At 63.5% G+C, this 14,916-nt stretch carries 12 protein-coding genes; all 12 read left to right on the top strand.

Annotation, left to right across the window (positions count from 1 at the left end; genetic code table 11):
* Positions 1-5 precede the first annotated feature (5 nt).
* The 12 genes from uppS to dnaE all read left to right on the top strand — a co-directional run bounded on the left by uppS (position 6) and on the right by dnaE (position 14,891).
* Complete coding sequence (gene uppS / locus AACZ17_RS01635; protein WP_290744516.1) at positions 6-776, top strand: polyprenyl diphosphate synthase; 771 nt, start codon at positions 6-8, stop codon at positions 774-776.
* Complete coding sequence (locus AACZ17_RS01630; RefSeq protein WP_290744514.1) at positions 769-1,605, top strand: phosphatidate cytidylyltransferase; 837 nt, start codon at positions 769-771, stop codon at positions 1,603-1,605. Before uppS ends, AACZ17_RS01630 begins: the two co-directional genes overlap by 8 nt.
* A gap of 2 nt (positions 1,606-1,607) precedes the next feature.
* Complete coding sequence (gene ispC, locus AACZ17_RS01625) at positions 1,608-2,819, top strand: 1-deoxy-D-xylulose-5-phosphate reductoisomerase (protein WP_290744512.1); 1,212 nt, start codon at positions 1,608-1,610, stop codon at positions 2,817-2,819.
* Positions 2,819-4,174 carry a sigma E protease regulator RseP gene (rseP, locus tag AACZ17_RS01620; protein WP_290744510.1) on the top strand — a complete coding sequence of 452 codons (1,356 nt, stop codon included), beginning with the start codon at positions 2,819-2,821 and terminating at the stop codon, positions 4,172-4,174. The genes ispC and rseP overlap by 1 nt, the downstream gene beginning before the upstream one ends.
* A gap of 69 nt (positions 4,175-4,243) precedes the next feature.
* Positions 4,244-6,841 (top strand): outer membrane protein assembly factor BamA, encoded by a 2,598-nt coding sequence (gene bamA / locus AACZ17_RS01615; RefSeq protein WP_290744508.1) that lies wholly within the window; start codon positions 4,244-4,246, stop codon positions 6,839-6,841.
* Between the two features lie 27 nt (positions 6,842-6,868).
* Entirely contained in the window at positions 6,869-7,387 is a 519-nt protein-coding gene (locus tag AACZ17_RS01610; RefSeq protein ID WP_290744506.1) for an OmpH family outer membrane protein, read from the top strand.
* 6 nt (positions 7,388-7,393) lie between these two features.
* Entirely contained in the window at positions 7,394-8,407 is a 1,014-nt protein-coding gene (gene lpxD, locus AACZ17_RS01605; protein WP_290744505.1) for a UDP-3-O-(3-hydroxymyristoyl)glucosamine N-acyltransferase, read from the top strand.
* Between the two features lie 24 nt (positions 8,408-8,431).
* A complete protein-coding gene (gene fabZ, locus AACZ17_RS01600) occupies positions 8,432-8,860 on the top strand; it encodes a 3-hydroxyacyl-ACP dehydratase FabZ (protein WP_027948594.1) in 429 nt (142 codons plus the stop codon).
* Between the two features lie 3 nt (positions 8,861-8,863).
* Positions 8,864-9,634, top strand: a complete 771-nt coding sequence (gene lpxA, locus AACZ17_RS01595) for an acyl-ACP--UDP-N-acetylglucosamine O-acyltransferase (RefSeq protein WP_290744504.1) — start codon at positions 8,864-8,866, stop codon at positions 9,632-9,634.
* On the top strand, positions 9,634-10,788 hold the full coding sequence (lpxB, locus tag AACZ17_RS01590) for a lipid-A-disaccharide synthase (RefSeq protein WP_290744502.1): 1,155 nt from the start codon (positions 9,634-9,636) through the stop codon (positions 10,786-10,788). The genes lpxA and lpxB overlap by 1 nt, the downstream gene beginning before the upstream one ends.
* A complete protein-coding gene (rnhB, locus tag AACZ17_RS01585; protein ID WP_290744500.1) occupies positions 10,785-11,393 on the top strand; it encodes a ribonuclease HII in 609 nt (202 codons plus the stop codon). The genes lpxB and rnhB overlap by 4 nt, the downstream gene beginning before the upstream one ends.
* 9 nt (positions 11,394-11,402) lie before the next feature.
* Positions 11,403-14,891, top strand: coding sequence for a DNA polymerase III subunit alpha (gene dnaE / locus AACZ17_RS01580; protein ID WP_290744498.1), 3,489 nt, complete (start codon positions 11,403-11,405; stop codon positions 14,889-14,891).
* Positions 14,892-14,916: the final 25 nt, after the last annotated feature.

Below are 14,916 nucleotides of genomic sequence, written 5' to 3'. Positions count from 1 at the left end.
GCCGCATGCCCAGCCGCGAATCGCCAGGCCAGCCGGAGGCCACTCCGGTTCCCCGTCACGTTGCCATCATCATGGATGGCAACAATCGCTGGGCGCGGCGCCAGTCGCTCCCCGGACACGCAGGGCACCGCGCCGGCGTCGAGGCGGTTCGCGGCGTCCTGCGCTCCTGCCAGCAGCACCGCATCGAGGTCCTCACGCTGTTTGCGTTCAGCAGCGAAAACTGGGGGCGTCCGCGGCCTGAGGTGCGGGCCCTGCTCGCGCTGCTCTCCCGGTATTTGCGCAACGAAGTGCGCGACCTGCACCGGGACGGTGTGCGCCTGCGTTTTATCGGCGAGCGCAGCCGATTCAGCGAGCGGCTGCAGCGCCTGATGGCGAATGCGGAGCGCCTGACCCGCGACAATACGGTTGCCACGGTAGTGCTGGCTGTGGACTACGGTGGCCGCTGGGACATTGCCCAGGCCTCGCGCACGCTGGCGGCCCGGGTGCAGGCGGGCGAGTTGGCAGCGGAGGACATCAATGAGGCATCACTGGCGGAGGTGATGGCACTGAGTGACCTGCCAGCCCCCGACCTGTGCATTCGCACCGGCGGGGACGCCCGCATCAGCAATTTCATGCTCTGGCAGTTTGCCTACAGCGAGCTCTACTTCACCAGCACCCTGTGGCCGGATTTCGGTGAACTGGAGTTCGCCCGTGCCCTTTCCGACTATGCCCGTCGCGAGCGCCGTTTTGGTGTGCGTGAGCCGGATGCGCTGGCATCGGGAGTGCAGGATGCTTAAGCAGCGAATTGTGACGGCGCTGGCCATGGCAGGCCTGTTTCTTGCCGCGGTGCTGTTTCTGCCGCTGCTGTGGCTGGCTTTCATGCTCGGGGTCGTTGTCTGCCTCGGCGCCTGGGAATGGGCGCGGCTCGCGGGCTGGCGCTCATCGCTGTCCCGCGGCGTGTTCGTGCTCACCTTGGGTCTGCTGCTGGCTGCGCTGTTCGTGTATGCCGAGCTGGGCCTGGCGCCGCAACGGGAGCAGGTGCAGCCCGTGCTCGGTATCGCTTGCCTGTGGTGGTCGTTTTCCCTGCTCTGGGTGAAAAGCTATCCGGCCAGTGCAGTGCTGTGGCGCAGCCGCGTGATGCGCAGCCTCATGGGGCTGCTGATTCTCGCCTCGGCCTGGTTGGCCGCGGTGTACCTGCTGGCATTTCCGCGCGGTGGCCTGCTGCTGGTGGTCATGGTGGTCATTGTGGCAGCGACGGATATCGGTGCCTATTTCTCGGGCACCCGCTTTGGTCGCCACAAACTGGCGGTGCATGTCAGTCCCGCCAAGACCTGGGAGGGTTTCTGGGGCGGTGTCGCCTGCGCCACGCTGCTTGCCGTCGCCCTCTGGTCGGTGTTGCCGGCGCGCATGGCGCACATTTCCCTGGCGGCGGTCATTGCCGTGGTGGTGACGACGGCACTGGCCTCTGTGGTCGGTGACCTGACGGTCAGCATGGTGAAGCGCGAGAGCGGCGTGAAGGATAGCGGTTCCCTGCTGCCCGGACACGGGGGCCTGCTCGATCGCCTGGACAGCCTGTGCAGCGCAGCGCCGGTGTTTGCGCTCGGCCTGCTTCTGGCGGGGTGGTAGTCGTGTCTGGTATTCAGCAGGTGGCCGTGCTTGGCAGCACCGGGTCGATTGGCGTCAGCACACTGGATGTCATCGCCCGCCACCCGCAGCGATTTCGCGCCTGGGCCCTGGCCGCCCACCGTTCCGTTGACACGCTGGCTGCCCAGTGTGAGGCGTTCCATCCGCGCTACGCGGTCATGGTCGATCCGGATGCTGCAGAGGCGCTGCGCAAACGCCTGGCGGGTGCCTGTGACACCGAGGTGCTGGCCGGTGCGGAAGGCCTGCAGCGGATAGCCGCACACGCCGACGTCGATGCCGTCATGGCGGCGATTGTTGGAGCCGCGGGTCTGCCCTCGACCCTGGCGGCGGCCGAGGCGGGCAAGCGCATCCTGCTGGCGAACAAGGAGTCGCTGGTCATGGCCGGCCATCTGCTGATGGCGGCAGCGCGCAAGGCAGGCGCGTTGATCCTGCCCATCGACAGCGAACACAACGCCATCTTCCAATGCCTGCCGCAGGGCAGGGATGCGACGCCGGGGCTGGATGGGGTCAGCAGGATTCTGCTCACCGCGTCCGGCGGCCCGTTTCGCAACTGGACTGCCGAGGCGATTGCGGCGGCCACGCCAGCAGAGGCCTGCGCCCACCCCAACTGGTCCATGGGGCGCAAGATATCGGTGGATTCCGCGACGCTGATGAACAAAGGGCTGGAGCTGATTGAAGCCTGCTGGCTGTTTGATGTTGCGCCGTCGCGTGTCGAGATCGTGGTACACCCGGAGAGCATCGTGCACTCTCTGGTGCAGTATGTGGATGGGTCCGTGCTGGCCCAGTTGGGGAACCCCGATATGCGGACGCCGATCGCCTACGGACTGGGTTGGCCGCAGCGAATTGACGCCGGCGTGGCACCCCTGGATCTGGTGGCGCTGTCCCGGCTGCATTTTGAGGCTCCGGATGAGGGCCGCTTTCCCTGTCTGCGCCTGGCGCGGGAGGCCGCCGCCGCGGGAGGTACCGCAATGGCCGTGTGCAACGCGGCCAACGAAGTCGCAGTGCAGGCCTTTCTCGCCGGGGATATCGGGTTCAACGCCATACCGGCGGTGATCGAGGCAGCGCTGGCGGCCGTGCGGGTGGTTGAACCCACTTCGCTCAGCGTGGTCGAAGCTGCGGACCGCGAAGCCCGCGACATCGCAGCTTTGCAAGTCGCACGCTATAGTAGCCGGCCCCTCGCCGGCGGAGAGAATTAATGGATCTGGCCTACACCATCGGTATCACCCTGCTGACGCTCGGCGTGCTGGTGGCGGTGCATGAGTTCGGCCACTTCTGGGTGGCGCGACGGTGTGGTGTGAAAGTCCTGCGCTTCTCAATAGGGTTTGGCAAGTCCATCTACACCTGGCAGGATCGGCACGGCACCGAGTTCTGCATCGCCCTGATCCCCCTCGGCGGCTATGTGAAGATGCTGGACGAGCGGGAAGGGGAGGTCGCCGCTGGCGAGCGTGAACTGGCGTTCAATCGCAAGCCGGTGCTGCAGCGGATCGCGGTTGTCGCGGCGGGCCCCATCGCCAATTTCCTGCTGGCTATTGTCGCCTACTGGTTCCTGTTCATGGCCGGCGAAAGCGGCTATGCGCCGGTGATCGGCGCGGTCAAACCCGGCTCTGTGGCGGATATCGCCGGGCTGGAGGCGGGGCAGGAAATTGTCGCTGTTGACGGCAAGGAAACGCCGACCTGGCAGGCCTTGAGCTTCCGCCTGCTGGATCGCATCGGCGATACCGGGACGGTGCAGTTCAGCGTGAAGTATCCGGACTCGGGCATGATCTACGAATCCGAAGGCCAGCTTCAGCAGTGGCTGGGAGACGATGAGTCCCCCGATTTGCTGACCGGTCTTGGCATCACACCCTATGCGCCCTCCGTGCCGCCAGTGGTCAGCGAGGTGGTCGCCGACAGTCCGGCGGAGCGCGCCGGTCTGCTGCCGGGGGACCGCGTGCTGAGCGCCGACGGTACGCCCATGGACGAGTGGCTGGAGTGGGTGGCCTACGTGCGCGACCGGCCGGGCCAGTCGATTGCCCTGGAGGTGCAGCGGGGCAATGACACAGTAGCAATGCAGATTGTGCCGGATGCAGAAACTGACAGCGCGGGCGAAACGATAGGTCGTGTCGGTATCGCCGTGTCGATGCCGGCGTTGCCCGAGGGCATGCTGCGCGAGTTTGAGCGTGGCCCCGTAGCATCCCTGGGAGCGGCATTTGTGCGCACGGGGGACCTGGTGGGCTTTACTCTGAGCTCGATCAAGAAGATGATCCAGGGATTGATCTCGCCAAAAAACTTGAGTGGCCCCATCACCATTGCTAAAGTGGCGTCCGCTTCGGCGAAGTCGGGGTTGGAGTCCTACATCGGCTTTCTGGCCCTGCTCAGTGTCAGCCTCGGAGTTTTGAATCTGTTGCCCATTCCGGTGCTTGATGGTGGCCACCTGCTGTATTACACGGTGGAGCTCCTGGCGGGGCGGCCAGTGCCTGAAAAAGTGCAGATGCTGGGTTACCAGCTTGGCCTGTTCCTGATTCTCGGGGTCATGGCACTGGCTCTATATAACGATTTCGCGCGCCTGTAGGGTTGGGCAACCCGGGCATTGACACATCAAGGACCTTGGGGTCGGGCCTCACCAGTGGTTGGGACTATTTTGAAAAGACGCATTAATCTGCTACTGGCGCTTGCCGTGCTGCTGCTGGCTCCCCTGGGCCAGGCGCAGGACGCATCCTTTATCGTTGCGGATATCCGCGTGGAGGGGTTGCAGCGAATCTCGGCAGGGTCGGTGTTCGCAGCCATGCCGCTCGCGGTGGGCGACCTGGTGAACGCCGAGGCTATCCGCGCCGCTTCCCGCAGCCTGTTTGCCACGGGGAATTTTGACGATATCCGCATAGGCCGCGACGGTAACGTGCTGGTGGTCATCGTTGCCGAGCGCCCGAGTATCAGCGAGATCAACATCGAGGGGAACAAGGCGATCGAGACCGAGGCGCTGCTTGACGGTTTGCGCGGCGCCGGTCTGGCCATCGGCCAGGTGTTCCAGCGCTCTACCTTGGAGGGCATGCAGCTTGAGTTGCAGCGCCAGTACGTGCAGCAGGGCCGCTATGACGCCAACATCGAGACCGAGGTATTGCCGGAGCCGCGCAACCGCGTGGCGATCAATATTGACGTCGATGAAGGCACCGTCGCTGCCATCAAGCACATCAATGTGGTGGGTAATGAGGTGTTCAGCGATGAGGAACTTACCGATCTGCTGGAGTTGCAGACGACGGGATGGTTTTCCTTCTTCACCAATGACGACAAGTACTCCCGCGAAAAACTCACGGGAGACCTGGAAAAGCTGAGCTCCTACTACCTCGACAGGGGTTATTTGCAGTTCACGATCAACTCCACCCAGGTGTCGGTGTCTCCCGACAAGCGTTCGGTGTACATCACCGCCAACGTGACCGAGGGTGAGAAGTTTACCGTCAGCAGTGTCGACCTGTCCGGTGACCTGGTACTGCCCGAGAGCGATCTGCGGCGCTTCATCCTGGTCGGTGAGGGGCAGACGTTCTCCCAGCAGATGGTGACCTCGACCGAAGAGTTCATCACGCGGCGGCTGGGCAACGAGGGGTACAACTTCGCCAAGGTCACCGGCATCCCGGAGATCAACGAAGAGGACAACACGGTCGGCCTCAAGTTCTTCGTCGATCCGGGCAAGCGCACCTACGTGCGGCGAATCAGTTTCGAAGGCAACCAGAAAACGGCAGATGAAGTGCTGCGCCGCGAAATGCGCCAGATGGAGAGCGCACCGGCCTCGGCGTCGGCCATCGAGCAGTCGCGCATTCGTCTGGAACGTCTCGGCTACTTCAGCAAGGCGACCGTAGAGACCCCTGAGGTCGCCGGTCATGACGACCTCATCGACGTCGACTTTACGGTGGAAGAGCAGTCGTCAGGCAGCATCGGTGCCAGCTTCGGTTACGCGCAGGATGCGGGGCTGATATTCGGCCTGAACCTGCAACAGGACAACTTCCTGGGCACAGGACGGCGCATCGGTATCGGCCTCAACTCCTCACGCTACCAGGATCTGTACAACTTCAGTTACACCAACCCGTACTTTACCGAAGACGGTGTCAGCCGCGGCTTCAACGTCTTCTACCGTTCGACCGACCTGTCTGAGATCAACGTGGCACGCTACACCACCGATACCCTCGGTGCGGCGCTCAACTTCGGCTACCCGATCAAGGAGACCCAGCGCCTCGGGTTCAGCTTCGGAGTCGCCAATACGGACATCACCGCCGGCCGTTTCGCGGTGCAGGAAATCAAGGCCAGCCCGCGCCTGGTTGAGGGCGTTGAGGGTTTCTTCGAAAGCAACCTCTTGCCCGACGGCACGTTCTCGGCGCCGGAGGTATTCCGTCCTTTGGAGGAGTTGCCCGATGGATCGCTCACCATTCCGGAGGAGCCTGGCTTCCTCGACCTGAATGGCGACGAGTACCTCAACTGGACCACCTCACTGAGCTGGAACCAGTCGACCCTCAACCGCGGTATCCTGGCGACCCGCGGTGCGTCGCAGTCGCTGGTCTTCGAGGTGGCGGTACCGGGCTCCGATGCCCAGTTCTACAAGCTGGTCTACCGCGGCGAGAAGTTCCTGCCCATTACCGAGGAGTGGATCGTGCGCTTCCGCACGGAGCTCGGCTACGGTGATGGCTATGGCGACACCACCAACCTGCCCTTCTTCGAGCACTTCTTCTCCGGCGGTTTCGGCTCGGTGCGCGGCTTTGAGAGTAATACCCTGGGTCCCCGCGGTACGCCGGCTGCCCTGTATGACATCAACCAGCCGGTCACCGGGATTGATGAGAACGGCAACCCCACCGAAGTGGGCGGCCCCGACGGCACCCAGTTTGGCTACCGCCTCGACCCGGATACGGGCAAGCTGACCTTCAGCGTGCCGGATACCACCCCGGACCCGTTCGGCGGTAACGCCCTGATCGAAGGCAGTGTGGAGCTGTTGTTCCCGCTACCGTTCCTGAAAGATCGCAGCAAGTTGCGCTCGGCCTTCTTCTTTGACGTGGGCAACGTGTTCAACACCAAGTGCTCCAGCAACCAGCTGAACTGCTTCGACATTGATGCGGGTGAACTCCGCTATTCAGTCGGTGTCGGTGTAACGTGGATAACCGGTTTCGGGCCCATGAGTTTCAGCCTTGCCAAGCCGCTCAACGAGTCCCCCGAAGATGAGCGCGAAATTTTCCAGTTCACACTGGGTCGGGGTTTCTGATCATTTTTTCTGACGTTGGAGTGTATTGTGTCTAGAGTCCTTAAAACCGTATGTTTCACTGCCGCTCTGCTGCTGCCGACTTTCGGTTGGGCGCAGGGCAAGATCGCCGTGGTCAATCTGGAGCAGGCCATTCTGCAAACCGACCACGCGCAGAAGCGCCTGACCGCTGAGCGCAACAACGATGCCTACAAGTCCGACAAGGCAGAGTTCGACCGCCTGAAGGACGAGTTGGACAAGATGGTCAAGGATTACCAGAAGGATTCCGCGGTGATGAGTCAGGACCAGCAGCTCTCTGCGCGCCGCAATCTGGCCAGCAAGCAGGCAGACCTTGAGCACGTTGCGGGCAAGTTGCAGCAGACCGAGCAACAGGTCGGCCAGCAACTGCTGCAGGAGATGTCGCCCAAGGTGCAGGAGGTCCTGCAGGAACTCATCACCACGGAAGGTATCGGCCTTCTGCTGCAGCGCGGTTCCGTTATCCACGCGGATGCCGGCTACAGCATCACCGCCAAGGTGACAGACAAGCTCAACCAGGCCTTCACCGAGTAAGCCAGCATGCGCACCCTGGGAGAGCTGGCTGCATTCCTGGGGGCCGAGCTGCGCGGAGATCCGTCGCTGTCGGTGACGGGCATAGCGCCGCTGGGACGGGCCAGTGCGTCCCAGCTGTCGTTTCTGGCCAGCGCGCGCTATCTGGGCCAGTTGCAGCAAACCCGGGCTGCGGCGGTCATCCTGCGTCCCGACCAGGCGGAGCGCTGCCCCGTCGCCTGTTTGCTGGCCGACAACCCCTATCTGGCGTTCGCCCGTGCCACGGCACTGTTCGTAGACGAAACACCCGTTGAAGCCGGCGTACACCCCAGCGCGACGGTGTCGGCGCAGGCAAGGCTGGCACCCGGCGTTTCGGTGGGTGCCAATGTGGTGATTGACGCCGGCGCGGACATCGGGCCCAACGTGGTGCTGGGCGCCAATTGCGTGATCGGTGAACGCTGCAGGATCGGGGCGGGCACCCGCCTGCACGCCAGCGTGGTGCTCTACCGGGATGTGACGATTGGCGAGCACTGTACGCTGCACGCCAATGCGGTGCTGGGAGCCGATGGTTTCGGCTTTGCGCCCAGCCCCGAAGGTTGGCAGAAAATCCACCAGCTCGGTGGTGTGCGCATCGGCAACCGCGTCGAGATCGGCGCCTGCACGACCATTGACCGTGGTGCATTGGAGGATACCGTGGTCGAGGACGGTGCCATCATCGATAATCTGGTACAGATCGCACACAACTGTCACATCGGCAAAAATACCGCGATAGCGGGTTGCACCGGATTGGCGGGAAGCACGATTATAGGGGCGAACTGCACGCTCGCGGGTGGTGTTGGTGTTGTCGGTCACGTTGAGATCTGCGACAACGTGCATATCACAGGCATGACCATGGTCACCAAGTCGATCACCGAGCCGGGTTCCTATTCTTCGGGAACGCCAATGGCCTCCACCCGGGACTGGAAGCGCAGCGCTGTGCGGTTTGCGCAGTTGGACAGCATCCAGAAGCGCCTTGCGGGACTGGAAAAACAGCAACAAGAGTGATCGTGGGGGACCCGCAGCTTGATCATGGATATTTCCGAAATTCGCAACCACCTACCGCACCGCTATCCTTTTCTGCTGGTGGACAGGGTGCTGGAGCTGAACCTCGGCGAGTCCATCGTCGCGTGCAAGAACCTGACAATCAATGAACCCTTTTTCAATGGCCACTTCCCGGAGAAGCCTGTTTTTCCCGGTGTGATGCTGCTTGAAGCCATGGCGCAGGCGGCAGGCATTTTGGGTTTCAAGTCGATGAACAAGACACCGGCCGACGGCTCCATGTACTACTTTGTCGGCGCCGACGACCTGCGTTTCAAGCGCCCCTGTGTGCCGGGGGATCAGGTTATGCTGCGCGCAAAGATTCTGTCGGACCGCCGCGGTATCTGGAAATTTGCGGTCAGCTCCGATGTCGATGGTGCCCTCTGCGCCTCTGCCACCATTCTCTGCGCCGACCGCTGACCCATGATTCACAGTCAGGCCATCGTAGACCCCTCAGCCCGCGTCGCCGACGATGTTGAAGTAGGTCCGTGGACACTGATAGGCCCGGATGTCGAGATAGGCCCGGGGTGCAAGATCGAGTCCCACGTCGTTATCAAGGGCCCAACGCGCATCGGTGCGGGCAACCACATCTATCAGTTCTCGACGATTGGTGAGGCAACCCCGGACCTGAAGTACCGCGATGAGCCCACCTACCTGGTGATCGGCGACAACAACATCATCCGCGAGAATGTGACGATCCACCGGGGCACCGTGCAGGACCGGGCGGAAACGACCATCGGCAACAACAACCTGATCATGGCCTACGTGCACATAGGTCATGACTCCTGTATTGGCAACCACACCATCCTGGTCAACAACACCGCGCTGGCTGGGCACGTTCAGGTGGGTGACTGGGCGATACTCAGCGGTTATACCCTGGTGCATCAGTTCTGCAAGATCGGTGCACACAGCTTCAGCGGCATGGGTACCGCCATTGGCAAGGATGTGCCCGCCTACGTCACCGTCAGTGGCGCACCCGCCGAGGCCAAGACCATCAACATCGAGGGGCTGCGCCGGCGCGGCTTTTCCTCCGAGGCGATCAGCCAGCTCCGGCGCGCTTTCAAGATTGTCTACCGGCAGGGGTTGACGCTGGAACTGGCGATCCAGCGGCTGGAAACCATGTTGCGCGATACGCCCGAGGTGCAGGTGATGATCGACTCCATACGCGCCTCGGAGCGCGGCATCGTCCGCTAGTGGCAGGCAAGCGCCTGCGTGTTGGCATTCTCGCCGGTGAGGCCTCCGGAGATATACTGGGTTCGCGCCTGTTGTCCGCGCTGCGCCGCCGCTACCGTGATCTCGAGGTGGAGGGCATTGGCGGGCCACTGATGCAGGCCGAAGGCCTGAACAGCCTGTTTCCCATGGATCGCCTCTCGGTGATGGGCTTTGTCGAGCCGCTGAAACGTCTGCCGGAGCTGTTGCACATCCGCCGCAGCGTATACCGGCACTTTCTCGCCAATCCGCCCGATGTGTTCATTGGCATCGATTCACCGGACTTCTGCCTGCGCCTGGAGTCGAAGCTGCGTCGGGCGGGCATCAAGACCGTGCATCTGGTCAGTCCCTCGGTCTGGGCCTGGCGCCAGGGGCGTATTCGCAAGATCCGCCGTGCCGTAGACAGGATGTTGTGCCTGTTCCCCTTCGAAACGGCTATCTACCACCAGCACGGTATCGCGGCCGACTTTGTCGGGCACCCGCTGGCGGACGAGATCCCGCTGTTCACCGATCGGGACAGCGCCCGTGCCAGCCTGGGGCTTGCGCAGGAGGGCCGCCTGCTCGCCCTGCTGCCGGGCAGCCGGGGCGGGGAAGTGGCGGCGCTGACGCCCCTGTTCCTGGACGTCGCGCGCCGTCTTGCCGCAGCAGACCCTGAGCTGCAGTTTGCCCTGCCCGCCGCCAACGCCGAGCGTGAGGCGCAGATACGCGGCTTGCTGGAGCCCGCCGGAGGGCTTCCGCTAACGCTTGTCCACGGGCGCTCGCGGGAGGTGATGGCGGCGGCGGATGCCGTCCTGCTGGCGTCTGGCACGGCGACGCTGGAGGCTCTCCTGGTGCAGCGGCCGATGGCAGTGGCCTACCGCATGGCGCCCCTGAGCTGGGCGCTGGTGTCGCGGCTGGTGCGCATTCCCTTCGCGGCATTGCCCAATATCCTGGCGGGGCGCGCGCTGGTGCCGGAACTGATTCAGCAGGCTGCGACCCCCGCCGCGCTGGTCGCAGCGGTTCAGCCGCTGCTGTACAACGCCAAGGTGGCCGCGGAGCAGCGTCAGGCTTTTGCCGCTATTCACCAGTCACTGGCGCTGGGTTTCGGCGAGCGCTGTGCCGATGGCATTGAGGCCGTGCTGGACGAACGCGCGCGATGAACGACCTGCTGGCCCTAGACGGCGCTGCGCCCGGTGTAGCCGGTGTGGACGAAGTCGGTCGCGGACCGCTGGCGGGTGACGTTGTGGCGGCCGCCGTGATCCTGGATCCAGCGCTACCGATTCCCGGCCTGCGCGACTCCAAGAAGCTCAGCCCGCTGCGTCGCGAGGCCCTGGCGCAGCAGATACGCGAACAGTCGGTGGCATGGGCGCTGGGGCGTGCCTCGGTGGCTGAGATCGATACCCTGAACGTACTGCAGGCGTCGCTACTCGCCATGCGTCGCGCGGTAGAGGCACTGGATCCGCAACCGGTCAGCGTGCTGGTCGATGGCAACCGCCTGCCGGTCTGGTCCTACCGGGCAGATGCGGTGATTGGAGGGGACGACCGGGTGGCCTGCATCGCGGCGGCGTCCATTCTGGCCAAGGTACAGCGGGATGCTGAACTGGTTGAGCTGGACCAGCGTTATCCCGGCTACGGATTCGCCAGCCACAAAGGTTACCCCACTGCCCGGCATTTGCAGGCTTTGCAGCGTCTCGGGGTGACACCGGCACACCGTCGCAGCTTTGCGCCGGTCAAAAAACTGTTGCCGGAGACGCACCGGGGGTAAACTGACCCCATGACCGATTTTGTACATCTCAGGCTCCACACCGAATATTCACTGGTAGACGGCATGGTGCGCGTCAAGCCCCTGGTCGAGCGCGTTGCGGCGCTGGGCATGGCGGCGGTAGCGGTCACTGACTGCAGCAATTTCTACGCGCTCATCAAGGTGTACAAGGCGGCTCTGGCAGCGGGCGTGAAGCCGATTTTCGGCGTGGATTTGCGCGTTCTCGACGAGGATGACCCCGAGCGCGCCTACCCGCTCTGCCTGCTCGCCATGAACGATTCCGGGTATCGCAACCTCACCGTGCTTATCTCGCGCGCCTATACCGAAGGCCAGTATCTCGGGGAGCCCTATGTGCACAAGGCCTGGCTGGCGGAGCGCAGTGACGGCCTTATCGCCCTCTCCTGCGGCGCGGCCGGTGATGTGGGGCAGGCACTGTTGGCGGAACGCGCCGCGCAGGCCGAGTCACGGGCGGCTTACTGGATGAGTTTGTATCCCGGTCGCTTTTACCTGGAGGTGCACCGCACGGGGCGTGAGGGTGACGAAACGCACCTGCACGCCGCCGTGGAACTGGCCGGGCGTCTTGCCTGCCCGGTGGTTGCGACCAACGATGTACGTTTCCTGGATGCCAGCGAGTTCGAGGCGCACGAGGCGCGGGTGTCCATCCGCGAGGGGCGTACCCTTGACGACCCGCGGCGGGTGCGGGCCTACACCGACCAGCAGTACCTGCGTTCGCCCGCCGAGATGGCTGAGCTGTTCTCCGATCTGCCGGAAGCCCTGCAGAATTCCGTGGAGATCGCGCGGCGCTGCAACCTGGTCCTGGAACTGGGCAAGCCCTATCTGCCCGACTACCCGGTGCCCGACGGTCTGACGATGGATGCCTATTTCAGGCAGCTCTCCCACGAGGGCCTGGATCGTCGCCTGGCGCGCCTCTTTGACACCGCCAGTCCCGATTTCCCCGAACACCAGGCAAGCTACCGGGCGCGCCTCGACTTCGAACTGGATACCATCATCCAGATGGGTTTCCCCGGCTATTTCCTGATCGTTATGGATTTCATTCGCTGGGCCAAGCAGCATGAGATCCCCGTCGGTCCGGGGCGGGGTTCCGGTGCCGGCTCACTGGTGGCTTATGCCCTGGAAATTACCGACCTCGATCCGTTGCAGTACGACCTGCTGTTCGAGCGCTTCCTCAATCCCGAGCGGGTGTCCATGCCCGACTTCGATGTCGATTTCTGCATGGACCGGCGCGACCGGGTTATCGATTACGTGGCCGACACCTACGGCCGTGAAGCCGTGTCACAGATCATCACGTTCGGCACCATGGCGGCCAAGGCCGTGGTGCGCGATGTGGCGCGGGTGCAGAACAAGCCCTACAGCCTCGGCGACAAGCTGTCGAAGATGATTCCGTTCGAAGTCGGCATGACGCTGGAAAAGGCGCTGGAGCAGGAGGAGGTGCTGCGCGACTTTCTCGCCGAGGACAATCAGGCGCTGGAAATCTGGGATATGGCGGTACAGCTGGAGGGCATCACGCGCAACGTGGGCAAGCATGCCGGCGGCGTGGTGATTGCCCCCTCCCGCCTGACCGACTTTTCCCCGCTGTACTGCGATGAAGCCGGGGGAGGTCTGGTCACCCAGTACGACAAGGGCGATGTGGAAGACGCCGGCCTGGTCAAATTCGACTTCCTTGGCCTGCGCACCCTGACCATCATCGACTGGGCGGTGCGCATGATCAACGCCGTGCGGGCACAGCAGGGTGAGGAGCCGCTGGATATCAGTGCAATTCCCCTGGACGATGCCGCGAGCTTCAGGCTGCTGCAGGCGGCGGAGACCACGGCGGTATTCCAGCTGGAATCGCGCGGCATGAAAGACCTGATCAAGCGCCTGAAGCCGGACTGTTTCGAGGACATCATCGCCCTGGTTGCGCTGTTCCGCCCCGGGCCGCTGCAATCGGGCATGGTGGACAACTTCATCAACCGTAAACACGGACGGGAGAAGATCTCCTACCCGGACCCTGAATACCAGCATGTGTTGCTCAAGCCCATCCTGGAGCCCACCTACGGCATCATCCTGTACCAGGAGCAGGTCATGCAGATTGCCCAGGAACTCGCGGGCTACAGTCTCGGTGAAGCCGATCTGCTGCGCCGTGCCATGGGCAAGAAGAAACCGGAAGAAATGGCCAAGCAGCGTGCCGTGTTTGAAGAGGGGGCACGCAGCAAGGGCATAGACGGCGAGCTGGCCATTCGTATTTTTGACCTGGTGGAGAAATTTGCCGGTTACGGTTTCAACAAGTCGCACTCCGCGGCCTACGCCCTGGTGTCCTACCAGACCGCCTGGTTGAAAACCCATTACCCGGCGCATTTCATGGCGGCGGTCATGAGCTCGGAACTGCAGAACACGGACAAGATCGTGGTGTTTGTCGAGGAGTGCCGGGCCATGCAACTGGCGCTACGGCTGCCGGATGTGAACGAAGGGCAGTACATGTTCACGGTGGACAGCCGCAACGAGATTATCTACGGGCTCGGCGCCATCAAGGGGCTCGGTGAGGGCCCGGTGGAGAACCTGCTGCGGGCGCGCGAGGAGGGCGGCCCCTTTCGCGACCTGTTCGACTTCTGCGCGCGCACCGACCCGCGCAAAGTCAACCGGCGGGCGATCGAGGCCCTGATCCGTGCCGGTGCCTTTGACCGGCTCGGCACAGACCGCTGGGTGTTGCTCGCGGCGTTGGACGATGCACTGAAAACCGCCGAGCAGAGTGCCAGCAATCGCGAGTGTGGTATCGCGGACCTGTTTGGCGAGGTCGTGTCCGATACGACCCGCACAGCGGGCGATGTCTATGCCGCGTTCCACGCCGTGCGGCCCTGGTCGGTGCGTGAGCGACTCACTGGGGAAAAGGACACGTTGGGGCTGTACGTCACAGGTCATCCCATCGATGAGTACGCGGAGGAGGTGCGACGCTTCGCACCAACGCTGATCGCGGATTTGCGCGCCGACAAGCAGGGCAGCCAGATGCTGGCCGGACTCATCGTCGCCAGCCGCACCATGAAGACCAAGCGCGGCGACACCATGGCGATTCTGCAGCTGGACGATCGCAGCGCGCGCATCGAGGTGACGGTCTACCCGGAAACCCTCAGCGAAAAACGCGAGCTGCTGGTTAAAGACCAGATCGTGATTGTCGAGGGCAACGTGGCACACGATGACTATTCTGGCGGTCTGTCGGTGCGGGCCAAGGACGTACACAGCCTGCAGGCGGTGCGCGAGTCCCACGCAGCGGAGCTGACCATCGAGGTCAGCCAGGCGGCTCTCGATGACGCCCTGGCAGACCGGCTGGCGCAGGCGCTTGCCGCAGCCGGGGGAGGGCGCTGTCCGGTCTCGGTGTGGTATGAACAGCCCGCTGGTCGCGCGCGCATTCGACTGGGTGAGCGCTGGTCGGTCACGCCCAGCGACGAGCTCCTGCAACAGCTGCGCGACTGTGTGGGCCAGGAACAGGTGGCGCTGCAATACGGCTGATCCCGCTGTCCGCGTGGCAATGGAA

The organism is uncultured Haliea sp. (assembly GCF_963973825.1).
Lineage (GTDB): Bacteria > Pseudomonadota > Gammaproteobacteria > Pseudomonadales > Halieaceae > Haliea.
The sequence above is the reverse complement of the archived record's forward strand: the minus strand, read 5'-3'. Positions and strand labels throughout refer to the sequence as shown.